A 23,369-nucleotide genomic window follows, 5' to 3' on the forward strand; every position below is an offset into this window, starting at 1 on the left:
TTACAGAATCGTGAAAATCTGTTCTTCAGGCCAACGTGATTTGGGCAATGCCGCATTAAAATCCTCTTTGCTATGGTAGCCGAGACTTGCCACAACAACACTGGTCAGACCTTTTGCCGGCAGACCCAGAATCTCATCCAGCTTCGCCACATCAAAACCTTCAATCGGTGTCGAATCAATCCCGAGGCTGGCTGCCCCAAACAACAAAGTACCCAGCGCAATATAGATCTGCTTACTTTCCCAGGCCAGCAGGTCCTGCGGTGTTTTATTGTTCAGGCCGACAAAATACCTACGCCCCTTATCCTGCCCCTGCTTCATTTCTTCATTTGCAATGCGCCCATCTTTTTGCTCCTGTTCAATCAGCGCCTTCAGGTACTGATCTGTCATCGCTGTTTTGGCGCAAAAAATCACAACATGCGACGCATCCCGCACCCGCCCATGGTTAAATTCAGCAATGCCAGGCAGAATTCGGGATTTAGCCTCATCTGAGTGGGCCACAACAAAATGCCACGGCTGAGAATTCACCGAAGAAGGGCAGTTTCTCAATAAAGTGCACAATTGCTCAAACTGATCCTGAGGTATTTTTTTTGTTGCGTCATAAGCTTTGGCGGTATAGCGTCTGCTGGCCAGTGTTTTAATATCCAATTATTTTCTCCTTCAGAATCCAAGCGACAATCGGCGACAAGCGGCCACAATCGGCCTGCTCTTTTCACAAATTATCAAACAATATCAATAACCGTATGCAGCCGCACCCCTTATGCAAGGCGGATACGTACTGCTAAAATCCGTCATAAACTGCATTCAGACTGCCTTTGAAAGTTTTACTCATGAAACTGTTTTTTGCCCCCACGTCTCCATTTGTGCGCAAATGCCTGATCTGTGCCGCCGCATTAAAACTACAGGACCGGCTGGAACTGGTATCTGCCAAAGCACACCCTGTTGTACGCGATGTGCAGGTGGTTCAGCATAATCCGTTAGGGAAAATTCCAGCACTACTGACCGATGACGGCCTTACTTTATACGACAGCCGCGTCATTTGCGAGTACCTGAACAGCCTGGTGCAGGGTCCGCTGTTTCCTGCTGACGGCCAAGCCCGTTGGCTGGCGCTGAGCCTGCAGTCATTGGCTGACGGCATGATGGATGCCTGCGTGCTGGCACGTTATGAAGACATTGTCAGACCAGAAGAGTTACGCTGGCCCACTTGGAAAAGTTCACAACTGAAAAAAGTGTCCGCAGGCTTGCGTGCGCTGGAAACACAGGCAGATACGCTTGGCCAGCAACCGGATATCGGCAGCATTGCCGTGGCCTGTGCCTTGTGGTATCTGGACCTGCGCTATGCTGAAATTGACTGGCGCCAGAGTTATCCGCGCCTGGCCCAATGGTATCAGGGCTTCAGCCAACAACCGGCCATCGCTGCAAACTGGCAGACAGAAACCTGAGCAGTAGCGGTACGGTATATCCCTCTGCGCTTTCTCTGCCGCTAACGGCTCAGCGGGGCTCGTCCGGCAAGCCGTTATCCTCTTCCACCACATCTGCACCAGCAGGCAGCACCTGATGAAGCTGCTCTGCGGGCAATGCCTCCACGTGTTTTAAAGCGCGGTTCATCACCCGGGTACGGGTCTGGGCCGCATCAATGGTTTTGGAAACCGTTTGCAACTGGTCGTGCATTTTGGACAGCACGCCCCCAAATTTGCCAAACTCGGTCTTCACAGCACCCAGCACCTTCCAGACCTCGGCTGAGCGCTGCTCCAGCGCCAGCGTCCTGAACCCCATCTGCAGGCTGTTGAGCAGCGCCAGCAACGTTGTCGGCCCGGCAATGGTGACATGGTGCTGGCGTTGCAGCATTTCAATCAGCCCCGGACGGCGCAGCACCTCAGCATACAGCCCCTCGGTCGGTAAAAACATAATGGCAAAATCTGTTGTATAGGGAGCGGCAATGTATTTTTCGGCAATGCTCTTGGCCTCCTGCCGGATACGCTGTTCCAGCGCCTTGCCCGCAGCATCCGCGCCAACAGCATCGGCCTGTTGCTGCGCGTAGAGCAAACGCTCATAATCCTCCGTCGGGAACTTGGCATCTATCGGCAGCCAGCACGGCTGGTCTTCATCGCCCTTTCCAGGCAATGCAATGGCAAAATCCACCGCATCACGCTGTCCGGGCTTGATCATGGCCTGCGCTTTATACTGCTCCGGCGTTAATACCTGTTCCAGCAACTGGCCCAGTTGCACCTCGCCAAACACGCCCCGGGTTTTGACATTGGTCAGCAGGTGTTTCAGGTCGCCCACCCCTTGCGCCAGTTGCTGCATTTCACCCAGTCCGCGGTGAACCTGCTCCAGTCGCTGTGCCACCTGTTTAAAGCTCTCTGAAACCCGTTTTTCCAAAGTGTCGTGCAGCTTTTCATCAACGGTTCGGCGCATTTCCTCCAGCTTGGTTTCGTTGCTGGCCTGCAGTTGCGTCAGGTGCTGTGTCATGACCTGCCGCACCTCCTGCAACTGTTCATCCAGTGTGGTACGAACATCCTGCATGCGTTTGGTATTCATTTCTACCGTTTGCTCAAACTGCCGCGCGAGTGTTTCACTCAGCGCTCTCTGTCCTGCAGCAATCTGGTTAATGACCGATTCAAAACTGGCACTCTGGTTGCGTGCAGCCTCTGCCTGATACGTGACCATCTGTTGTATCAAGCGCTGCATATTCTGTCCCAGCTCCTCACGCTCCAGGCGTGCGCACTCCGTAATCAGTTGCCCCAGATCCTGCCGTATCCGGTCACTTTCGGCTTGTGACGTCTGGCTCAACTGCATCAACTGTTCCAGCGTAGGCTGTCTGGCAGTTTTCACCAGCAGCCACAGCAACAGCAGCAGACTCAACCCTGCCAGAGCCATCAGCCCCCATAAAATGTAGAGTGTGTCCACTTTGTTGATTACCTTTGATGAAAACCCGGAATGACATGCATGGATAAATCCTGCACGGCTTGGTGCTGTGCCAGCGGCATATACGGCAGCAGAATCACTGCAGCCATTTTACCTGCTGCCATACACTTCGGGGTTAATCAGCGTTTCAGGCCTGTGGCCATTGAAAATAGCATCCAGATTGCGAAAGGCCAGTTGACACATGGCCCGTCTGGTTGCATCAGAGGCACTGCCCATGTGTGGCGTCATGACCATGTTGGAGAGTGCCAGCAGGCGCGGATTGATCTGCGGCTCACCCTCATAGACATCCAAGGCAGCAGCCGCAATCCGGTGTGCCTCTAATGCATCCGCCAGCGCGTTTTCATCAATGATGCCGCCACGGGCAACATTGGTCAGTGTGGCCGTTGGCTTCATCAGCGCCAGTTCCTGCGCACCGATCAGGTGGTGAACATCTTTTGTATAAGGCAGTACCAGTACCACATGGTCGGCCTGGCGCAGCACGTCTTCCATTGTGCCATATTGGGCTTGCAGCCCCTTTTCAATATCTGCCTCCAGCTGGGAACGGTTATGGTAAACCAGTTGCATGCCAAACCCATGTACGCCGCGCCGTGCAATCGCCTGCCCGATGCGCCCCATGCCAATGACCCCCAGTGTGGCGCCATGAATATCAGCCCCTGTCATGGCATCCAGCGGAAAAGGCAACTGCCATTTTCCTGCACGTAAAAAACGCTCGGTTTCACTGAGCCGCCTGGCCGCAGCCATCATCAACAAAAAACCAAAGTCCGCTGTGGTTTCAGTCAGCACATCAGGGGTATTGGTACATACAATGCCCCGCTGCGTACAGGCGGCCACATCAATGTTGTTGTACCCGACAGCAATATTGCACACCGCTTTCAGCGCAGGGCAGTTTTCGAGCAATGCGGCATCCACCCTGTCATAAGGAGACAACAAAGCACCTTCTGCATCGCTCATCTTCATGCGCAAGACATCCTGCGACCAGGGCTCGTTGGCCTGGTTATCCACAACGGTATAGCGCTGCTGCAACTGTTGCAACAGATCAGGAAAAATCCGGCACGAAACGACGATACGCCGCGGCACAGTCAGGGGAGAGCTATTTTCCGACATACTTTAAGCGCAATACCAGACAAATGAAATGATGGTAAACAACGGCACCAGAATGCCAAATGACCAGGCCATATAACCGAAGAAACTGGGCATGCGCACGCCCCGGTCTTCCGCAATGGCTTTGACCATCAGATTGGGAGCATTACCGATATAGGTATTGGCCCCCATGAAAACCGCACCGGCAGAAATGGCAGCCAGAGTACCGGCCATCGTGGTCATCAGTACAGACGGGTCACCGCTGGCCGTATTGAAAAAGACCAGATAGGTTGGCGCATTATCCAGGAATGAACTCAGCAACCCCGTTGCCCAGAAATACATCAATGGAATCGGCTCACCCTGTGCATTGGTTACAGAAGCCACAATGGAGGCAAAAGGACCATTGAGGCCGGCACGCAGCATGGCAATCACCGGAATAATGGTCATGAAAATACCGGCAAACAGTTTGGCCACTTCCAGGATAGGGCCCCAGGTGAACTGGTTGGAACGCCGCACACTTCTTTCCGTGATTCTCAAAGACACGATCACCACCGCAATCAGCCCGATGTCGCGTACCAAACTGGGCAGGGTCAATATCGTACCGGCAATGTCAAACTCAATACCAGGCTTCCAGATACCGCTGAGTAATACCAGGCAGACAATGACAATCAATAAAATAAAATTGGCATAACCCTGAATACAAAACTTCTCTGCCGGCACACTGCTCTCTGCTTTCTGGGCTAGTGAGCCTTCGGCCATTTCTTTTTTAAGCATCCAGTTATCCAGCAGGAAAAATAAGACCAGCAAAGCCCCGATCAAAAACAACATTTGCGGCAACAGGTGCTGTATCGTCCAGAAAAAATTGATCCCTTTTAAAAATCCAAGAAACAGGGGCGGATCGCCCAGCGGTGTCAAAGCACCGCCAATGTTGGAGACAATAAAAATAAAAAATATCACCGCATGGGCACAACGCTTGCGGTGCTGGTTGGCACGGATCAACGGGCGAATCAGCAGCATGGAAGCCCCTGTGGTGCCCATGACGCTTGCCAGTATGCCCCCCAGCCCCAGTATGCCGACATTGACCAAAGGTGTGGCGCGTATATCCGTCTGAATATAAATACCGCCGGCAACCACAAACAAAGCCAGCAGCAGCAGAATAAATGGAATATATTCGGCAACCAGTGCATGAATAAAATTCACCCACAAAGCTTCAAAACCGAACATAAATGCAAACGGCACGACAAACACCAGTGCCCACAGCGCGGTAATTTTACCGTAATGATGATGCCAGAAAATCGGTGCAACAACCGGTACGATCGCGATGGAAAGCAGTGTTGCGGCAAACGGAATACCCCACCACAACGAAAGTTCACTGCCATCCAGAACAGCCCCCCAAGCGATCTGTGGACATAAAAACAAAACCACAGTAAGGAATGCCCCGAATTTCAATTTCTTCATCCTTTTGATCTCCTGCCGATTCTCTTTTTATCTCTAAATACGCATCCTATCTTTTTTTAGGTAAAAAGTATCAATTGCAATCAAGTAACGAAGAGATTTATCAGGCTTTATGCGCTGATCAGCGATAAACCCGACAATATTTTAGGGCGTGCTTTAGGCAGGCTCGGGCAGATCAAAAACCTGCCGCAGATAAGCCAGGTAAGCCTTGTCATCGCACATGCTTTTATTCGGCGAATCCGAGACCTTAGCCACCGGCTGCCCGTTGCAGCGCACCATCTTCAAGACGATCTGCAGCGGCTCATACCCCAGGTCGTTGGTCAGATTGGTGCCAACACCAAAAGACAAACCACAGCGGCCGTTAAAACGCCGGTACAGCTCTATCACGCGGGGAATATTCAGCCCATCGCTGAATATCAGCGTCTTGGTGCGCGGGTCAACCCGGTGCGCCTTGTAATGGTTCAGTATCAGCTCGCCCCATTCCAGCGGGTCACCCGAATCGTGCCGAGCTCCATCAAAAAGTTTACAGAAATACAGGTCAAAGTCACGCAGGAAGGCCTTCACGCCATACACGTCTGAAAGTGCAATCCCCAGGTCGCCCCGGTATTCGCGCGACCACGACTCAAAACCAAAAATCTGTGAATCACGCAGGCGCGGCCCCAGCGCCTGACAGGCCTGCAGGTACTCGTGCGCCATGGTCCCCAAAGGGGTGAGCCCCAACTCCCAGGCATACAGTACATTGCTGGTACCCACCAGGTGCGCGCACCCTTTCCCATTTAACTTATTTTGCAGATGCACCAAAACCCGCTTCTGCCAGTCACGCGAAAACCGCCGCCGTGTTCCATAATCTGCAATCCGGCAGTCCTCAAACTCTTTGCCGGTCAGCATCTGTATCTTGGCATCCATGCGCCGTATGCCTTCAGCATAGTCCGGCTGCGACTGAGTGGCGCGAAAATAAGTTTCATTGACAATGGCCAGCACTGGTATCTCAAACGGAATGGTATGCAACCAAGGCCCTGCGATGGAAATGTCAATCTCCCCATTGGCCAGCGGCTTGACCTGAATGTATTTTTCATTCAGGTGAAACAGCCCCAGAAAGTCGATGAAGTCGCTTTTAATGAAACGCAGTTTACTCAGATAGTTCAATTCATCATCGGTGAACTTCAAAGAACATAAATGCTGAATCTGGGCACGGATTTCATCCACATAAGGGGCTAACTGCACCCCGGGGTTGCGGCATTTGAAACGGTATTCAACCTTGGCGCCTGGAAACTGGTGCAATACCGCCTGCATCATGGTGAATTTATACAGGTCGGTATCCAGTAAACTGTCAATAATCATATTCAGAAATCTCTGCTTATAGCAACGATGTGCAATGCAGCTTCTGTTCTGCATTACCCGCATTCGCACAGGGCTGGTTCAGACCTCCCTTTTGCATATCAGCATCATAACCCTGCCCCTGGTTTTTATCTTGATACAAACCAATTGGACCACAGGAGGCAATGGCCTTTCTCCTTCCTCTTCTATATTCTCATCTCCTTTCCCAACAGGCAGACCAGGGCTCAGCGTCTTGCCAGCTTGTGCCTTCATCATGCCTATCTGGCTTCCGGCTCACTCATGCCTGGGGGTTTATCTCGGTGAAGTGCTTTGTTTTTGCAGTTGCTCAATAATAAGAACCGCTTCGTTTGCCGATCATTGCTAACAGGGACATAGATTTATGCGTCACCTTCTCGATTCCAAAAAAGATGCGCCGCTTCTGCACGACATTGAATTGCTCAACCGCATTTTGCAGCGCATTATGCAGGCAAAAATCAGCCCCCAGTCTTTGCAGGCGTTCCAGTTATTGATCAGCGATGAACACCATGACACCAAAATAGCAGAGCTGCTGTCCGGCCTTTCACTGCAGGAAACGCAGGAACTGGTCGCTTCGTGCGGCCTGTATGCGCAGGTCTTCAACATTGCCGAGGATGTTCACCATGCAAGGCGGCGGCGCGCTTATGAAGCAACAGGTGCCAGCGCCTCCAAAGGCAGCATTGAAGAACTGTTGCAGAAAATCAAAACCAGCCACATTTCAACACCCCTTTTGCAGAACGTATTGGACCATGCGCAAATTGGTGCCGTGCTGACTGCACACCCCACAGAGGTACAAAGACAGACGACCCTGACTTTATTGCGCAAGGTATCTCACCTGCTCAGCGTTTACAGCCAGCCTGAATTAAAGCTTGAAGATAAAAACAACATTGAAGAAACGCTGCTTTCTGCCTTGCTGACGCTGTGGCAAAGCGATGAAACCCGCCACTTCAAGCTGACGGTTGAAAACGAGATCAGCAATGGCATAGCCTACTTTCCCTTGAGCTTTTTTGAAGCTCTGCCCAAACTCTACCGCAAACTGGCTCGGGGCCTGAAAGAAATTGACCCTGCCATCAAACTGCCCGAAATCATCCACATCGGCAGTTGGATTGGTGGTGACCGCGATGGCAATCCGTTTGTTTCTGCCAATACGTTAAAAGCCGCTTTTCAGAAACAGGCACAGACCCTGTTCCATTTTTACCGCGGGCAATTGAAATCCCTATACGAAGAACTGTCCGTCTCTATCCGTAAAGTGACGGTGGATGATGCGTTGCTGACACTGGCCAAAAGGTCGCCGGACACCAGCATTGCGCGGGAAGAAGAGCCTTACCGCAAAGCCATTGCGCTGATCCTTTCACGCATCATTGCCACCGGTGAAAAGCTGGGAGCCCAGCTCACATCCAAATTCGGCCTGGGGGACCCTTATCACCATGTGCAGGAATTTCTGCACGACCTCGAAGTGATCCGCGCCTCACTCATCAACAACGGCAGTGCCCCGCTCATTCAGGGCCGGCTCACCAAGCTGATCCGTTGTGCCAACCTGTTTGGTTTTTATCTGATGCCTGTTGACCTGCGCCAGCACGCCCAAATGCACACACAGGTGGTCGCTGCGCTTTTTGCCCATGCCGGGGTGGAAGACTATAGCGCCCTCAATGAAGCAGAAAAATGCCAGGTTTTGCTGCGGGAACTCAAAAGCAAACGCCCTTTGTATTCGGAATTTGCCCATTACTCCAAAGAAGTGCGCAACGAGCTGATGATCTTCCAGGCAGCACGGGAAATCCAGCAACAATATGGCGTCAAAGCCATTCAGCAAAGCATCATTTCCAACTGTGACCACATCAGCGACATTCTGGCGCTGGCGCTGATTCTCAAAGAAACCGGCCTGCTGGAAACTGACGAAAACCAGCCGCAGTCACGCATACACATTGTGCCCCTGTTTGAAACCATCGAGGCCCTGCAAAACGCCCCCGGCATCATGGATGCGCTATGGGCCGAACCCTGGTACCTGGCCCTGCTGAACAGCATGGACGCAACGCAGGAAATCATGCTGGGCTACTCTGACAGCAACAAAGACGGCGGCTACGTCACCAGCCAGTGGTTCCTGTACATGGCGGAAGAAGCACTGGTCAAATCAGCTCAGAAACACCAGGTTCGCCTGCGCCTGTTTCACGGGCGTGGCGGCAGCGTGGGCCGCGGCGGCGGCCCGGCATACGAAGCCATTCTGGCACAGCCTGCGGGCAGTGTTAACGGGCAGATCCGTATTACAGAACAGGGCGAAGTCATCACCTTCAAATATGCCGACCCCAACAATGCGCAACGCAATCTGGAAACCCTGGTTGCCGCAACGCTGGAAAGCACGTTGCTCCCGCATGTGGAAAAAGACCCCGATCACGGCCTGATGCAAAAGCTATCAGACCATGCTTTTGCAGAGTACCGGGCATTGATCACGCATGCAGACTTCATTGACTTCTTTTTACAGACCACGCCGATTGAGCAGATTGCCAGCATGAACATCGGCTCGCGCCCGGCCAGCCGCAAAACACTGGCACGCATTCAGGATTTGCGCGCCATACCCTGGGTTTTCTCATGGACCCAGACCCGGCTGATGCTGCCGGCATGGTACGGTTTTGGCAGTGCAATCCATACGCTGCAACAAACAGATGCATCTGCCCTGTCGCAGCTTCAGAAAATCTACCAGTCCAGCCCTTTCTTTCAAGCCATGCTGTCCAATATGGAGCAGGTGCTTGCCAAGGTGGACCTGCATATCGCGCAGGCGTATGTCAGCTTGAGCGACAACCCGGCCAAGGCGCAAGCCATTTTTGCCAGATTGAAGCAGGAATTTGAACTGAGCCGCAATGCGCTACTGAGCATCATACAAACACAGGATATTTTGCAGGACAACAGAACGCTCTCCCGTTCATTGGCGTTGCGCCTGCCCTACCTGAACACGCTGAACTGGCTGCAGGTCGAACTGCTCAAACGGTTGAAACAAGAGCCCCAAAATGAAGAGATATTGGGCCAGATTCACGCCACCATCAACGGCATTGCACAAGGCCTGCGCAATACCGGCTAAAACCGGGGCTGCACAGGTGTTGGAATCAAGCATGGTACGATCACAACATTGCCGTTAACTTTTCAAATGTCATCTATGCCTGGTTCAGACAGACTTTATTCGCGGTACAGCACATTCAGACGCCTGGCCTGGTTACAGACCAGCCTGCTGCTGGCTTTTGCCTGCCTGCTGTTGCAACCCTCACACGCCAAACCTGCAGAGCCCACCACACTGACGCCTGAAAATGGTGTGACAGCTGAGGTACAAAAACTCGATGAACTGAATAACTACCAGCTATTGCAGCCCGATGGCAGCATTTTGATACTGGGCCGTATCGACCAGCTTGAGGTTGACGACTTCAACTTTGACGGCCATACTGACTTGCACGTTGCCCGCACCCAAGGGCTTAACACATACGACCAGATTTACCTGTATCAGCCAGCCGAAAAGCATTTTGCTTTACTGAAAATCCCGGAGGACATTCAAACTCACCTGCTGTGTGATGGTTTCATGAACGTGCTTATTTTTAAACAATTAGACGGCTCCAAAATACTGCGCAGCAGTTGCATTCTCAAAGGTGCCGATGCCACCCATTTTGAAGATTTTCAGTTTGACGCCCAGGGCCGGTTATGGATTTTCCGCCAGTATGCAAGCCTGAAACGGCAACTGCCCGAAACGCTCCTGCCCTATACGGATCTGCCCTGGGGAGTTACTCAAATGCTTACCGCATTTTCTCCTGAGGGGAAAGTCATTCAACAGCAGCTCACCAGCCGGGCACTGGAGCCCATCACTTTCAAGGCGCTCACCTCCGGCCTGGCATTGCGTGACAGCCCGGCAAGTGAGGCCAAACCGGTATTTTCCATGACTAAAAACCAGGTCTGCAACCTCATCGACTTTGATGCCGAAAGCCTGACCCTCCAACTGGAATGCCGCGCCGCCAATGGCCAGACTTACCGTGGCTGGTTGAACTGGCAGGAAGCCATTGACAAGCATACCAGCGCCAGGCCATTTATTCTGACGGAAATCGGCTCGGCCAAACTGTATTAAATATGGGAGCTTGTTAACACGCCCTGGGCAATCTCACAATTCAAAAAGGCTGCCGTAGCAGCCTTTTTGTTCAGCACAAAACAGTATGACTCTAAGGTGTCAGAGGAACAGGCTTGTCAGACCCCGGAGGTAACTGACTGCGGTACTTGCCGACCTCTGCCGCATCAACCGCAGCGGCCTGGTTACCCCAACTGCTGCGAATGAAAGTCAGCACATCGGCCACTTCCTGATCACTCAGCCGCCATGCAAATGCAGGCATGGTGTAAGAGGTTGGCGCACCTTGTGTGCCTTCCAACGTAGCGCCTTTGAGCACGATATTGATCAGTGACGAAGGGTCTGCCCCCTGCACCACCGGGTTACCGGCCAGTGCCGGGAACGTCTGCTCATACCCCTTGCCGGTGGTACGATGGCATGCGGCACAGTTATCGACAAATACCTGTGCGCCACGCTGACTGACATCGCCGCTGGACAAGGCCTGCGCAACCTTGTCATCATACACAAACGGCTGGTCATTGCTATTGGCTGCCGGCAGCGTTTTCAGATAATGCGCTATGGCGCGCAAATCGTCATCACTGAGGTGTTGCAGGCTGTCATTGACCACATCGGCCATACCGCCAAATACAGCCGAATGTGAGTTGCGCCCTGTTTTCAGCAGTTCAAACAGCTCTTCTTCGGTCATGCTGCCCAGGCCATCGCGGTGATCACCGCGCAGGCTGATTGCCACCCAGCCATCAATCGGCGTTGCACTGCCTGACAGATACAACGGGCTTTGATCTGAATACGCCCGCTCTGCCAGCGTCAGCCCGTTACGCGGTGTATGGCAGGTACCGCAGTGGCCCAGCCCCTGTACCAGGTAGGCGCCCCTGGCGGTCATGGCATCTTGCCCTGGCGCAGGCGTGAAAGGCTTGGCCTCTGGAGCAAACACCATGCGCCACGCCGCCAAAGGCCAGCGCATGGACAAAGGCCAGACAATATCTGTACCCCTGTTGGCTGCTGAAACCGGCTGTACACCATGCATGAAATAGGCGTACAGCGCCTGCACATCTTCATCGCTGGTTTTGGCAAATGAAGGGAAAGGCATGGCCGGATACATGCTGTCGCCATTTTGGCGTACACCGTAACGCAGCGCGTTATCAAAATCCTGCAATGTATAGTTGCCGATGCCGGTTTCCTTGTCGGGTGTGATGTTGGAGGTATAAATCATGCCTACAGGCGATGCAATACCCAGACCGCCGGCAAACGGCTGCCCGTCTTTGGCCACATGGCAGGCAATGCAGTCCCCGGCCCGAGCCAGATAGGCGCCACGCTGTATCAACTCTTCCTGAGATAAAGTAGAAGTGGGTTGCAGCGTAGACCTGTTTCCCTTATAGATGTAGCTGAAAAACACCATCACCAGAATCAGCAACAAGACCAAAGCAAGCACCAGTAATTTAAGTTTTTTCATCATGATGCTGCCTCCTTATGCCTGCACCAGTGGGCCAGGGTTTTTCAGGTACTGGTCTTTCAAAGCCTGCGCGGCATGGTATGCCAGCGCCCCGACCAGGCCGGTCGGGTTGTAAGCCAGATTCTGCGGAAATGCCGATGCACCGGTCACAAACACATTGGGCACATCCCAGCATTGCAGGTATTTGTTGATCACGCTGGTTTTCGGATCGGCCCCCATGATTGCACCACCGGTTGTATGGGTTGACTGGTAAATGCGCGTATCGTAGGTTGACCCAGGGGTGCCGGTACTGTACGATTCGGCCCCCAGATGCTTGGCAATTTCAGCAGCGCGGTTCACCACATACTGTCCCATTTTGATTTCATTGTCATGCCAGTTGAACGTCATGCGCAGCAACGGCAGGCCAGCAGCGTCTTTATATGTCGGGTCCAGGTCCAGATAGGCGTCGCGATATGCCATGACCGAGCCTTCCATGCCAATGCTCATCTTGCGCTCGTAAGTATCTGCCACGGCCGCCTGCCAGCCCTTGCCCCAGGTTGGAGCACCTTTGGGAAGCGATGTCTGGAGAATCGGGCGGCCACCGGTAAAGCCGGCACTGGTATAAGCCCCGCCGACAAAACCCAGCGGCCCATGGTCAAACTGGTCGCCGTTGAAATTATCCAGCGCGTACATGCCTGCGGCCCCGGCACCGATAAACGGATTCATGTGCGTGCCTTTAGGCATCATCACCGTTACGCTGGGGTTGTACTGGTATGCATAGTTTTTCCCGACCACACCTTCACCGGTGACCGGGTCATACGGCTTGCCAATGCCCGAAAGCAGCAGCAACCGCACGTTATGCATCTGATACGCCGACACAATCACCAGATCAGCCGGCTGCTCCACCTCATTGCCCTGCCCGTCAATGTAAGTAACCCCGGTCGCTTTTTTGCCCGAAGCATCCAGATTGATTTTGGTCACATACGAATTAGCACGTATTTCCAGATTTGGCCGATGCCGGATCACCGGCAGAATGGTCGTCTGCGGCGATGCCTTGGAATACATATAACAGCCAAACCGCTCGCAAAATCCGCAGAAATTACACGGCCCCAGGCGCACGCCATATGGATTGGTATAGGCCTGCGAAGCGTTGGACGCCGGCAGCGGAAACGGGTCATAACCTGCTTCTTTAGCGGCCTTGGCAAACAACTGTGCCACGTACATCGGTGAAGATGGCGGCAACGGGTATTCCTTGCTGCGTGGCGCTTCCAGCGGGTTGCCACCGGGCATGATCTGCCCGTTGATATTGCCTGCCTTGCCCGAGGTGCCGCACACCTCTTCAAAATGGGTGAAGTACGGCTCCAGTTCCTCATACGTCACGCCATAGTCCTGAATCGTCATTCCCTCAGGAATGAAATCTTTGCCATAACGCTCTTCAAAATGGCTGCGAATCCGCAGGTCCTCCGGCAGTGCGCGCCAGTGCTGGCCATTCCAGTGAAAACCGGCACCGCCCACCCCATTGCCCAGCAGGAATGACGCATGCTGGCGGTATGGCACCGCCGTTTCTGACATGCGGTGGCGAATCGTCACCGTCTCTTTGGCCAGCGGCTGAAACAGCTTGCCCCTGACCGCATAGGCCAGCTCATCTGCAATTTGCGGATAGGCCGCCGCATCGGCTGTATCTTTATTCGGGCCACGTTCAAGCGCCACCACTTTCAGACCCTCGTCTGTCAGCACCTTCGCCATGATCGAACCGGTCCAGCCCAGGCCGATGATAACGGCATCCACAGCATCTTTTTTCATCGCCATGATTACCCTCTCTTTCCTTCAATAGACACCGGCCCTAATGGATAAGCCTTGTTCGGCTGCTCAATCCAGTCCATGTAATCCGCCCGTGCGCCCGGAAAACCAACCGTTTTCCAACCGGCCAACTGCTGGTTTCCGCCGTACATCGGGTCGGAAAAATAACCTTCTTTGGTATTGGTCAGCAGGTACTGAAAAAACGTCTTGCCCGGAATATTCTCCAAAACAACATCACCACTCTCCAGCCCCGAGAGCACTTTGATCTGCTCCTCCTCGGTCAAATCCTGGTAACGTTTGCCCGCATACTGTTTCTGACAGTAGGCCTGGGTATCTGTTATGCCCGTGCGGTATATTTCCTTGGGCGTATATTTCAACTGGTAACCCAGCTCCGGTACGGCGTCCGGATGGAATGGCCCCTGCATGTACCACAGCCCGCCGTCACCATAGGGTGTCTGCATCTGCTTATCAATAAAAACCGGCACATGGGCCGCAATCGCACCTGGGCCAGCCTCTTCAGCCGGAATCAGCCGGTCACATGCAGCCAGCAGAAATTGCCATTCATCCTCTTGAAAATAAACCGGCTTGTAGCCCGCCAGGCTTTCGCCTGGTGCGTTCTGCGCCAGTGCGCCTGATACCTGGGCCATGCCGGTGCCGGCCAAAGCCACTGCCGGAATAATTTTGACGGGTCTGGACAGAAATTTTCTGCGCGATTCATCATGCTTTTCAGCCATTGCGACATTCTCCTTCTTGTTATTGTGTCCTTATGGCAGCATTTCACCTGACACCGCTGCCCATCAAAGACTTCATCGTTGAATGCAAATACGCGGCCTGTACATCTTCAATTATTTATCAGGCTGCTTGTCCATCATAGAGCGCTCAAAGCATGTAGTTCAATATTTAGAATGTTATCCATGCTTGCAACCATGTCATAGCCCTACCGGAAAAAATGTTATTCCCCCCTGCTGGAAAAGGTGCTTTTTAATGGTGAAGCCACACCTGCCCCTGTTGCTGCGTGCGTCATATGCAGCACAAGCCAGCGCATTTTGATATCACGGTTTTCCGGCAGTTCAGCTATTCATGCCAGCCACGTAACCACTGGACCATGCCCACTGAAAATTAAAACCGCCCAGCCAGCCGGTCACATCCACCACCTCTCCAACAAAAAACAGGCCGGGCATGTTTTTGGCCATCATGGTTTTGGAATCCAGCATCCGCGTATCCACGCCGCCACGCGTCACTTCGGCTTGTTTGTAGCCCTGGGTGCCGTTAGGCAGCACGGCCCAGTTCTGCACAGCTTGAGCAAACTGCAACTGTTTTTTAGCCGATAGATCCCGGACATAAACGTCCTGCATCCCCTGCAATGCCAGCCAGGCATCGGCAAACCGCCGTGGCCAACCCTGCTCGGACAGCACCCGCGCCAGTTTCTGGTGGTGGTGCTCAGGCGCTGAGAGCAACGCGCTGACATCCCGCCCCGGCAGCAGGTTCAGCACAATACTCTGTCCGGGTGACCAGTAGGAAGATATCTGCAAAATAGCCGGCCCCGAAATACCTTTATGGGTAAACAGCATCTGCTCACGAAATGCTGTTTTGCCGATACGCGCCTGCACTTCCAGAGATGTTCCTGCCAGCGGCGCAAAACGTTCGCTGTCCTGCACATGCCATGTCAGCGGAACCAGTGCCGGTTCGGGCGCGAGCATGTTCAGGCCAAACTGCTCTGCCAGCCGGTAACCCAAGGGTGTGGCACCGATTTTAGGCACCGCCAGCCCCCCTGTGGCAACCACCAGCGATTCACTGGTAAAACCCCCGCGCGAAGTTTCAACCTGAAAACCATCACCATGAGATACCGACTTGATCTCTGTTTGCATCATGCGGGTCACGCGGACAGCCCTGCACTCCTCATCCAGCATGTCAATGATCTGCTGGCTGGAATTGTCGCAAAACAGTTGTCCCTGTGTTTTTTCATGCCAGGCAATGCCGTGCCGGGCAACCAGTGCAATAAAGTCGTGCTGGGTATACTGCGCCAGCGCCGAGCGGCAAAAGTGCGGATTGGCAGAAAGATAGCATTCGGGCCGGATATGCAAATTGGTAAAGTTGCAGCGCCCCCCGCCGGATATGCGGATTTTTTCGGCCAGCTTGGTTGTATGGTCAAGCAGCAGAACACGCCTGCCCCTGTGGCCCGCAGTTGCCGCAGCCATCAGCCCTGCGGCACCGGCACCTAAAATAATGACATCATATGACCCGTTCATTGCATGGCTGCCCCATTACTTTGTTGTTTTTCAAGCAGCCAATGCGATATTGCCTTGCCGTGCTTATTCAAATTCAGGAGGGTCAATGTTGTCGCTGATGAAATTGACCACATCCACCTGATTGGTCAGTATTGTACGCACAGATACGTCCCCCCTCACCTGCCATTCGGCAACAAATGAGCCTGCCGCATCTGAAAACAGCCCGCGAAACTGGCAATAAGGCGCGTAGTCAAAACAGGTTCCGCCAAAATACCGGGTATGCTCGTCATATTGCAACGGGCGGCCACCCCAAGCGTTATACATATCCGAGACATCCAGCTCATGCGTTTGGCCCTGGTGGGTGATACGGATACTCTTCACATAAGAACCGGGCACACTTCCATCCACACCAAACGGGATACGCCCGTTGATCAGACAAACGTCACTTTGACCATCGCAACCGGTCACCTCAAACCTGCTGCGGTCAAAATCAGCCTCCACAATTTCCACCGAGGCACCGCTTGGCAATACAAACGAGGCCTTTTCATCTGCGCTGGCAGATACTGCTGCGCCTAAACAGCCGGCGATCAGTGCCAGCTTTACAAAATACGGTTTCATCGGCTTTCCCCTTTTGTATAGTTTGTATATGTTGTCAATTCTGTGCCTGCAGGCTCAAACACAGTGCTCTGGTATCGGTACACGCGGTCAACATGGAGATACTTCAATGTGAATGCTTGATAGAATTCCATTGATGATTCTGCAGCGGTTGAAAATAATATCGCATAAAAGCGCAAAAACAATCCCGATATAAACCAGGTAAAACCAACCTACATAGCTACTGAACAGAATGGTATGCAGCCAGTTTTGCTGGAATAAATACAAATAAGCGGCAATGCCTGTTGCCACAACCAAAACAGCGACAGGTAATATCAACTGAACTTTCGCTCTGCGCTGCACCAGCGCTGCCACAACCAGCAGAAAAAAGACAATTCCATTGGAGCCGGTAAAAATACGAAACTCCCGCGTCAGCTGCGCTACCGTATCCATATATTTCACCTGAATAAAAGAGGTCAGTTGCTGCTGCATCTGCGTAAGGCTTGCGATACGCCAGTTCATGCTGTCTCTGATTCGCTCCTCGGTGATCCGGCGGCACTCACAGTCCAGGTTGCGCATTTGCGCAATCACAGCCGCCAGTTTTTCGGGCAGCTTGTCTGCCAGCAGTTGTTTTAACCGCTCCAGCTCACCGGCCTGACTCCCCAGCAAGCTCCGTGCATGGCCGATCAGAACATGATCATCCAGTGAGTCGATTTTCCCCTGTGTCAGCGTCTGCAGCCGATAACGAATGGCATCCTTGGTGGTCTGCTCCACAAATGTAGGTTTCGCATAGGACAGCGCGAATAATGTACCAAATAACAAACATCCCAGTATTCCGAAAACCAGTGCCAATTTACGCAAAATGCCCTCCAGTATATGCCCCGGCAATTATCAGGTATGGCACGTTATAACATATTGAGCTTTTTATGGATTCATAACCGCCACCCCGCATCACCCGAAACAACTGGTCGGCACCCCCTTTAAAGGCTTATCTTACTTTCTTGTTTTACGAAGCTATACACCGGCCAACAGGCCAAAACACCAAAAGTGCAATATACTGCGGCAACTCAATAACAGCGCTGCCGTTACAGATGTCGTATACCAACAAAGTAGACAACACTGCGCACACCATTGCACCATGGTTCTCTAACCCAGCAGCCATTTTTATTCAATAACAATGCTGAAACGAGATCTTAAAGCACGCCACCTGACCATGATCGCCATTGGCGGATCGATTGGAACCGGGCTGTTTGTTGCCTCCGGCGCAACAGTTGCCAACGCAGGGCCTGCAGGGGCTCTTCTTTCATACATCATCATCGGTGTCATGGTTTACTTTCTGATGACCAGCCTGGGTGAGCTTGCTGCCTACCTGCCGGTTTCAGGTACCTTTTCGACCTATGGCTCCCGTTATGTCGATGAAGCGTTCGGTTTTGCAATTGGCTGGAACTACTGGTACAACTGGGCTGTCACCGTTGCAGTGGACTTGGTTGCTGCGCAGTTGGTGATTTCCTACTGGATTGATCTGTCCTCGGGCTATAGCTGGTTATGGAGCGCGCTGTTTTTAAGCGTTATCTTCTGCCTGAACTACATCTCGGTCAAAGGCTTTGGTGAGGCAGAGTTCTGGTTTGCGCTGATCAAGGTCATCGCCGTGGTGTGTTTCATCGGCATTGGCCTGCTGATGATCGTAGGCATCCTGCGCGGCAGTGAACATACCGGCTGGCATAACTGGACCATCGGGGACGCACCTTTCGTGGGGGGCTTTTCATCGATGATCGGGGTCGCGATGATTGTGGGGTTCTCATTTCAGGGGACGGAGCTCATCGGCATTGCAGCCGGAGAATCCAAAGACCCTGAAAAAAATATCCCGAAAGCCATGAAACAGGTGTTCTGGCGCATCCTCCTGTTTTACGTGCTGTCCATCTTTGTGATCAGCCTGATCATTCCGTACACCGACCCTCGGCTGCTGCGCAGTGAGGCAGGCGATATCAGCGTCAGCCCGTTCACACTGGTGTTTCAAAATGCCGGGCTGTTGTCTGCTGCCGTCGTGATGAACGCCGTGATTTTGACGTCGGTACTCTCCGCCGGCAATTCCGGGTTGTATGCCTCGACACGCATGCTGTACGCACTGGCCAGAGAAGGCAAAGCGCCGCGGATTTTTGCGCGCCTGTCCAGGTCAGGCGTGCCGCGCAATGCCCTGATCGCCACCACCCTGATTGCCATGCTGTGCTTTTTGACGTCGCTGTTTGAAGACCAGATGGTCTACCTGTGGCTGCTCAACATGTCAGGCATGACCGGCTTCATTGCCTGGCTGGGCATTGCCATCAGTCACTACCGGTTCAGAAAAGGCATGATCGCGCAAGGCCTGGATACCAGCATGCTGCCCTATAAAGCCAGTTGCTTCCCGTTTGGCCCGGTGTTCGCTTTCATACTGTGCCTGATCATCACTTTAGGGCAAAACTACAAAGCCTTTACCGAAAACAACATCGACTGGTACGGTGTGGTTGCCACTTACGTCGGCATTCCGCTGTTTTTTGCCATCATGCTGGGTTATAAAATTGTGAAGAGAACCAAATTCGTTCAATACAAAGATATGGATTTTTCCAGATCAACGTATTAACACCTGAGCGCCATTCATTTATCCAGTGCTGTAACGCGCCGCAGACATCGCAAAGGTATGCGTCATGAAAGCCCAAGTCAATCACATTGAACTGTTTTATGAGAAGTCAGGCGCAGGAGCGCCGCTGATCATGCTGCATGGCAATGGTGAAGATCACCACATCTTTGATGCCATCACCGCCAAACTGCAACAGCACTTTACCGTTTACGCCATTGACAGCCGCAATCACGGCCAAAGTTCCAACACAGGCACTTACGCGTATGAAATCATGGCTGAAGACATTAGCGCCTTCATCCGGGCACTTGAGCTGGGGCCGGCCAACATCATCGGGTTCAGTGATGGGGCCATCATCAGCCTGATGCTGGCGATGAAACACCCCGAGAGCATTCACAAAATGGCGCTTCTGGGCGTGAACCTGAAACCGGATGACTTTACGCCGGAAAGCTACCAGTACGTTAAAGACACTTATGAAAAAACAAAAGACCCGCTGTTCAGGCTGATGTTGGAGCAACCTGATATCGAACTGGATGATGTCAGAAGCGTCAACATCCCGACACTGCTGATCGCGGCGGAAAACGATATCTACCGTCCTGACCTGTACCGCGACCTTGTCAACGCGCTGCCTGATGCGCAACTGAAAATCATGCAGGGCCATGAGCACGACAGTTATATTGTGAACCAGGATATGTTATACCCTGACTTGCTGGCGTTTTTTAAAAACAACTGAACTGGGCTGGTTCATGTATATTCATGTATATGTGTGGCAGCCATCCGCATGAACCTGCGGCACGCCCGTTATATCACCCCCGATAGCGCAGTGCATCCACCAGCAAGGCAAACGCCGGTGACGCCTGGCGGCGGTTGGGGTAATAGAGGTGATACCCGGAAAATGGCTCGCACCAGTCCTCAAGCACACGGTTGAGCTGCCCTTTTGCCACATAGGTTTGTGCCAGCCCCTCAGGCACATAGGCCAGCCCGAATCCGGCCAGTGCAGCATTGAGCATATGCGCCGTTTTATTGAAAACCAGCCGCCCTTCAACACGCACCCGGAGTTCATGGCCGTTTTTCCCAAACTCCCATGCATACAGGCCGCCATAGGTCGGCAAACGCAGGTTGATGCATTCATGCCGGGTCAGGTCTTGCGGCACAACTGGCGGAGGCTGCCCGCGAAAATACGCTGGTGCCCCGACAACGGCCATACGCGTATCCGGGCCAATGCGCACGGCAATCATGCCGCTGGCCACCTGCTCACCCAGGCGGATGCCTGCATCATAGCGCTCGGCCACAATATCGGTCATTCCATAGTCGATATTGACCTCCACCTTGACATCGGGATAAGCCGGTAAAAAATCCATCAGCACCGGCCATAAAATAGTGTCCACCGCGTATTCCACTGCCGTAATGCGGATGTTACCCGCAGGCTTTTCACGCAGTTCACTCAAGGCGGACAACTCGGCCTCAATCTCTTCAAAGCGGGGGCCTATGCTTAAAAAGAGGCGCTCCCCGGCTTCCGTAGGCGCAACACTGCGTGTGGTACGGGTCAGCAGCCGGATACCCAGCCGCTCCTCAAGCGAGCGGACAGTATGGCTCAATGCCGACTGGGAAACCCCCAGTTGCGAAGCCGCTTTGGTAAAACTCCGCTCTTTTGCCACCGTTAAAAAAGCAAGCAGGTCATTGAAGTTTTCGTGTGCCATTCATGAATTTAGTTCATATATCTATACGAAATATACCATCTAATCATCTGTATCACAGCAGATAAAATGAAAGCGTCAAAAGCAGTTCACAGCGAACCCGTACTTTAATCTGGCAGCACCACAAGCTGGAATCCATACCCGGCCGTCATCTTCAAACAAAGGCCATCCGGAACCTATCCGATAGAACGTCAGGCGTCGATTCATGTGATCTGTGTTAAATCCACCCTTTGCCGAAAGGAATAAAAATGAACCCCTTCATCACCGCCGCAACATCCATCTCATTACTGGCCTCAGCCAATGCCATTGCAAACCCGGCTTCAGGCTCGGATACAACGGCCAGAGATCATTTGCAGACATCAATCAGCCAGAATGGCTCGCGTCCATCGGCCAAAGGGCCGGCAGACTATTTCACCGGCAACGTGCGCGTCGACCCTCTTTTTGCAGTGAACCCAGCAACCAATGTATCCGGCGCTTATGTCACATTTGAACCAGGTGCCCGCTCTGCATGGCATACCCATCCTGCAGGGCAAACACTGGTTGTGACGGCCGGCACGGGATGGACGCAGGAATGGGGTGGCCCCATCAAAGAAATTCACCCGGGCGATGTCGTTACATGCCCGCCGGGCGTAAAGCACTGGCACGGCGCAAGCCCCACCACGGCCATGACGCACCTGGCCATCACGGGCGACCTTGATGGCAAAAATGTTGAATGGATGGAAAAAGTCAGTGACGAACAATACAGAAAGTAAGGCGCATGAAAAAACAATTCATTTCCATTTTTTCAGCCATCAGCATTTTCATGTTTGGTTTCATCCACGTTTCAGGAGCGCAGAACATGCAGCATGAAGAATCAGGCCTCAGTACCAGACAGCAGCACATTGTGCGCATTGCCGCGCTGACGGCCAAAGGAGATATACCAAACCTGAAAACAGCCCTGAATGAAGGGCTGGATGCCGGGTTAACCGTCGGCGAAACCAAAGAGGTGCTGGTGCAGATGTATGCTTATTGCGGCTTTCCACGAAGCCTGATGGGCATCAACACACTGATCGCTGTACTGGATGAACGGAAAGCACAAAACATCCATGACCATCAGGGACCGCAGGCATCCCCGATTACCGACACACGCGATAAATACACCAGAGGCAAAGAAATACTGGAAACCCTGACCGGCCGCACAGACACAGGCCAGACAAGTGGTTTTGGTGCATTCAGCCCTGAAATTGATGTTTTTCTCAAAGAGCACCTGTTTGCAGATATTTTTGAGCGTGATATCCTGAACTACCAGGACAGGGAGCTTGCAACCATTGCCGCACTGGTCAGCCTGGGTGGTGTTGAACCAATGATGCAGTCCCACATGAACATCGGTATGCATGTTGGTCTGACAGAGCCCCAGCTCAGGCAGGTTTTGTCGATCATCGAGTCCTCAGTCGGCCAGCAAGAGGCTGCGGCCGGTGCCGGTGTACTTGACACCGTACTGGCAGGCCGAAAATAATCAGGGCCATCGGTCATAACCAACTTTGGTCAGCTCTGGTTGGTTATGGTCGGTTTTGCCATGGTACGGCATGCATGAATCAAACAGGAGAATCAGATGAACAGGATTGCCATTTTGATGCTGACCGGCATGCTTTTATATTCGCCAGGCTATGCCGAAAACACCCGGCAACCCGCAGAATTCACCCCTGAAAGGACAGAAACCATGGAAATCAACCTGACCATCGGCAATACGGTGCTGACAGCCACGCTCAACAACAACCAAGCAAGCCAGGATTTCATTTCCCTGTTGCCTTTGACACTGACACTGCAGGACTATGCCGGAACAGAAAAAATAAGCGACCTGCCTCATCAACTCTCCACGGCAGGCGCTCCATCAGGCAGTACCCCCGCAGCGGGAGACATCGCTTACTACGCCCCGTGGGGAAATCTGGCGATCTTTTACAAAGGCGACAGATACGCCAGTGGGCTGATCATTCTGGGAAAAATAGAGGGGCAGATGGAAGCGCTGCGTGCGCCCGGCAACATCAATGTCACCATTGATCTGGTGAAATAAATATCCAATTTGCTGATACAGGGCGGCCCCTGTCCTGATACTGCTTAATCATCAACA

At 52.8% G+C, this 23,369-nt stretch carries 20 protein-coding genes; 8 read left to right on the forward strand and 12 right to left on the reverse strand.

Annotated features, from left to right (window positions below; genetic code table 11):
* The gene (gene nfsB / locus AACY98_RS02560; protein ID WP_339801192.1) at window positions 1–645 is read right to left on the reverse strand and encodes an oxygen-insensitive NAD(P)H nitroreductase; all 645 of its coding nucleotides are present in this window, start codon (window positions 643–645) and stop codon (window positions 1–3) included.
* 182 nt (window positions 646–827) lie between these two features.
* Between nfsB and AACY98_RS02565 the strand changes: the two genes are divergently transcribed.
* Window positions 828–1,439: a glutathione S-transferase C-terminal domain-containing protein gene (locus AACY98_RS02565; protein ID WP_339801195.1), complete on the forward strand. Its 612-nt coding sequence runs from the start codon at window positions 828–830 to the stop codon at window positions 1,437–1,439.
* 49 nt (window positions 1,440–1,488) lie between these two features.
* Here AACY98_RS02565 and rmuC read toward each other — a convergent pair whose 3' ends face one another.
* From rmuC to pncB, 4 genes are all read right to left on the reverse strand, one after another.
* The gene (gene rmuC / locus AACY98_RS02570) at window positions 1,489–2,907 is read right to left on the reverse strand and encodes a DNA recombination protein RmuC (RefSeq protein WP_339801197.1); all 1,419 of its coding nucleotides are present in this window, start codon (window positions 2,905–2,907) and stop codon (window positions 1,489–1,491) included.
* 108 nt (window positions 2,908–3,015) lie between these two features.
* A complete protein-coding gene (locus tag AACY98_RS02575; RefSeq protein ID WP_339801200.1) occupies window positions 3,016–4,029 on the reverse strand; it encodes a 2-hydroxyacid dehydrogenase in 1,014 nt (337 codons plus the stop codon).
* Window positions 4,030–4,032: 3 nt separating this feature from the next.
* Window positions 4,033–5,463: a sodium:proton antiporter gene (locus AACY98_RS02580; protein WP_339801203.1), complete on the reverse strand. Its 1,431-nt coding sequence runs from the start codon at window positions 5,461–5,463 to the stop codon at window positions 4,033–4,035.
* A gap of 153 nt (window positions 5,464–5,616) precedes the next feature.
* The gene (gene pncB / locus AACY98_RS02585) at window positions 5,617–6,801 is read right to left on the reverse strand and encodes a nicotinate phosphoribosyltransferase (RefSeq protein ID WP_126981146.1); all 1,185 of its coding nucleotides are present in this window, start codon (window positions 6,799–6,801) and stop codon (window positions 5,617–5,619) included.
* 376 nt (window positions 6,802–7,177) lie between these two features.
* Between pncB and ppc the strand changes: the two genes are divergently transcribed.
* On the forward strand, window positions 7,178–9,883 hold the full coding sequence (gene ppc / locus AACY98_RS02590) for a phosphoenolpyruvate carboxylase (RefSeq protein WP_339801205.1): 2,706 nt from the start codon (window positions 7,178–7,180) through the stop codon (window positions 9,881–9,883).
* A 75-nt stretch (window positions 9,884–9,958) separates the two neighbouring features.
* A complete protein-coding gene (locus tag AACY98_RS02595) occupies window positions 9,959–10,909 on the forward strand; it encodes a hypothetical protein (protein WP_339801206.1) in 951 nt (316 codons plus the stop codon).
* Between the two features lie 91 nt (window positions 10,910–11,000).
* Here the strand turns inward: AACY98_RS02595 and AACY98_RS02600 are convergent, their stop codons facing one another.
* From AACY98_RS02600 to AACY98_RS02625, 6 genes are all read right to left on the reverse strand, one after another.
* Window positions 11,001–12,356 carry a cytochrome c gene (locus AACY98_RS02600; RefSeq protein ID WP_339801208.1) on the reverse strand — a complete coding sequence of 452 codons (1,356 nt, stop codon included), beginning with the start codon at window positions 12,354–12,356 and terminating at the stop codon, window positions 11,001–11,003.
* Window positions 12,357–12,368: 12 nt separating this feature from the next.
* Window positions 12,369–14,141, reverse strand: a complete 1,773-nt coding sequence (locus tag AACY98_RS02605) for a GMC family oxidoreductase (protein WP_339801210.1) — start codon at window positions 14,139–14,141, stop codon at window positions 12,369–12,371.
* A 2-nt stretch (window positions 14,142–14,143) separates the two neighbouring features.
* A complete protein-coding gene (locus AACY98_RS02610) occupies window positions 14,144–14,866 on the reverse strand; it encodes a gluconate 2-dehydrogenase subunit 3 family protein (RefSeq protein WP_339801213.1) in 723 nt (240 codons plus the stop codon).
* Window positions 14,867–15,202: 336 nt separating this feature from the next.
* On the reverse strand, window positions 15,203–16,381 hold the full coding sequence (locus AACY98_RS02615) for an NAD(P)/FAD-dependent oxidoreductase (RefSeq protein WP_339801216.1): 1,179 nt from the start codon (window positions 16,379–16,381) through the stop codon (window positions 15,203–15,205).
* A 63-nt stretch (window positions 16,382–16,444) separates the two neighbouring features.
* Complete coding sequence (locus tag AACY98_RS02620) at window positions 16,445–16,978, reverse strand: hypothetical protein (RefSeq protein ID WP_339801220.1); 534 nt, start codon at window positions 16,976–16,978, stop codon at window positions 16,445–16,447.
* An 87-nt stretch (window positions 16,979–17,065) separates the two neighbouring features.
* Window positions 17,066–17,815, reverse strand: a complete 750-nt coding sequence (locus AACY98_RS02625; protein WP_339801223.1) for a hypothetical protein — start codon at window positions 17,813–17,815, stop codon at window positions 17,066–17,068.
* Between the two features lie 316 nt (window positions 17,816–18,131).
* Between AACY98_RS02625 and AACY98_RS02630 the strand changes: the two genes are divergently transcribed.
* Together AACY98_RS02630 and AACY98_RS02635 are read left to right on the forward strand one after the other, a co-directional pair.
* Complete coding sequence (locus tag AACY98_RS02630; protein ID WP_126981138.1) at window positions 18,132–19,571, forward strand: amino acid permease; 1,440 nt, start codon at window positions 18,132–18,134, stop codon at window positions 19,569–19,571.
* A 64-nt stretch (window positions 19,572–19,635) separates the two neighbouring features.
* The gene (locus AACY98_RS02635; protein WP_339801226.1) at window positions 19,636–20,298 is read left to right on the forward strand and encodes an alpha/beta fold hydrolase; all 663 of its coding nucleotides are present in this window, start codon (window positions 19,636–19,638) and stop codon (window positions 20,296–20,298) included.
* Window positions 20,299–20,371: 73 nt separating this feature from the next.
* On the opposite strand, the gene AACY98_RS02640 is transcribed toward AACY98_RS02635, so the two are convergent.
* Window positions 20,372–21,265, reverse strand: coding sequence for a LysR family transcriptional regulator (locus AACY98_RS02640; protein WP_339801229.1), 894 nt, complete (start codon window positions 21,263–21,265; stop codon window positions 20,372–20,374).
* Between the two features lie 245 nt (window positions 21,266–21,510).
* On the opposite strand from AACY98_RS02640, the gene AACY98_RS02645 reads away from it, so the two are divergent.
* The 3 genes from AACY98_RS02645 to AACY98_RS02655 all read left to right on the forward strand — a co-directional run bounded on the left by AACY98_RS02645 (window position 21,511) and on the right by AACY98_RS02655 (window position 23,312).
* Window positions 21,511–22,014 (forward strand): (R)-mandelonitrile lyase, encoded by a 504-nt coding sequence (locus tag AACY98_RS02645; protein ID WP_339801231.1) that lies wholly within the window; start codon window positions 21,511–21,513, stop codon window positions 22,012–22,014.
* A gap of 5 nt (window positions 22,015–22,019) precedes the next feature.
* Window positions 22,020–22,757 (forward strand): carboxymuconolactone decarboxylase family protein, encoded by a 738-nt coding sequence (locus tag AACY98_RS02650; protein ID WP_126981135.1) that lies wholly within the window; start codon window positions 22,020–22,022, stop codon window positions 22,755–22,757.
* A 96-nt stretch (window positions 22,758–22,853) separates the two neighbouring features.
* Window positions 22,854–23,312 carry a cyclophilin-like fold protein gene (locus AACY98_RS02655; RefSeq protein WP_339801233.1) on the forward strand — a complete coding sequence of 153 codons (459 nt, stop codon included), beginning with the start codon at window positions 22,854–22,856 and terminating at the stop codon, window positions 23,310–23,312.
* Window positions 23,313–23,369 lie beyond the last annotated feature (57 nt).

The sequence above is a fragment of the Saezia sanguinis genome, from assembly GCF_963921665.1.
Taxonomy (GTDB): Bacteria; Pseudomonadota; Gammaproteobacteria; order Burkholderiales; family Burkholderiaceae_C; genus Saezia; species Saezia sanguinis.

Excerpts from the sequence above, each read along its gene's own strand:
- AACY98_RS02565 (WP_339801195.1), top strand. The coding sequence starts at position 828 with ATGAAACTGTTTTTTGCCCCCACGTCTCCATTTGTGCGCAAATGCCTG.
- AACY98_RS02575 (WP_339801200.1), bottom strand. The coding sequence starts at position 4,029 with ATGTCGGAAAATAGCTCTCCCCTGACTGTGCCGCGGCGTATCGTCGTT.
- AACY98_RS02580 (WP_339801203.1), bottom strand. The coding sequence starts at position 5,463 with ATGAAGAAATTGAAATTCGGGGCATTCCTTACTGTGGTTTTGTTTTTA.
- pncB (WP_126981146.1), bottom strand. The coding sequence starts at position 6,801 with ATGATTATTGACAGTTTACTGGATACCGACCTGTATAAATTCACCATG.
- ppc (WP_339801205.1), top strand. The coding sequence starts at position 7,178 with ATGCGTCACCTTCTCGATTCCAAAAAAGATGCGCCGCTTCTGCACGAC.
- AACY98_RS02595 (WP_339801206.1), top strand. The coding sequence starts at position 9,959 with ATGCCTGGTTCAGACAGACTTTATTCGCGGTACAGCACATTCAGACGC.
- AACY98_RS02600 (WP_339801208.1), bottom strand. The coding sequence starts at position 12,356 with ATGATGAAAAAACTTAAATTACTGGTGCTTGCTTTGGTCTTGTTGCTG.
- AACY98_RS02605 (WP_339801210.1), bottom strand. The coding sequence starts at position 14,141 with ATGGCGATGAAAAAAGATGCTGTGGATGCCGTTATCATCGGCCTGGGC.
- AACY98_RS02610 (WP_339801213.1), bottom strand. The coding sequence starts at position 14,866 with ATGGCTGAAAAGCATGATGAATCGCGCAGAAAATTTCTGTCCAGACCC.
- AACY98_RS02615 (WP_339801216.1), bottom strand. The coding sequence starts at position 16,381 with ATGAACGGGTCATATGATGTCATTATTTTAGGTGCCGGTGCCGCAGGG.
- AACY98_RS02620 (WP_339801220.1), bottom strand. The coding sequence starts at position 16,978 with ATGAAACCGTATTTTGTAAAGCTGGCACTGATCGCCGGCTGTTTAGGC.
- AACY98_RS02630 (WP_126981138.1), top strand. The coding sequence starts at position 18,132 with ATGCTGAAACGAGATCTTAAAGCACGCCACCTGACCATGATCGCCATT.
- AACY98_RS02635 (WP_339801226.1), top strand. The coding sequence starts at position 19,636 with ATGAAAGCCCAAGTCAATCACATTGAACTGTTTTATGAGAAGTCAGGC.
- AACY98_RS02640 (WP_339801229.1), bottom strand. The coding sequence starts at position 21,265 with ATGGCACACGAAAACTTCAATGACCTGCTTGCTTTTTTAACGGTGGCA.
- AACY98_RS02645 (WP_339801231.1), top strand. The coding sequence starts at position 21,511 with ATGAACCCCTTCATCACCGCCGCAACATCCATCTCATTACTGGCCTCA.
- AACY98_RS02650 (WP_126981135.1), top strand. The coding sequence starts at position 22,020 with ATGAAAAAACAATTCATTTCCATTTTTTCAGCCATCAGCATTTTCATG.
- AACY98_RS02655 (WP_339801233.1), top strand. The coding sequence starts at position 22,854 with ATGAACAGGATTGCCATTTTGATGCTGACCGGCATGCTTTTATATTCG.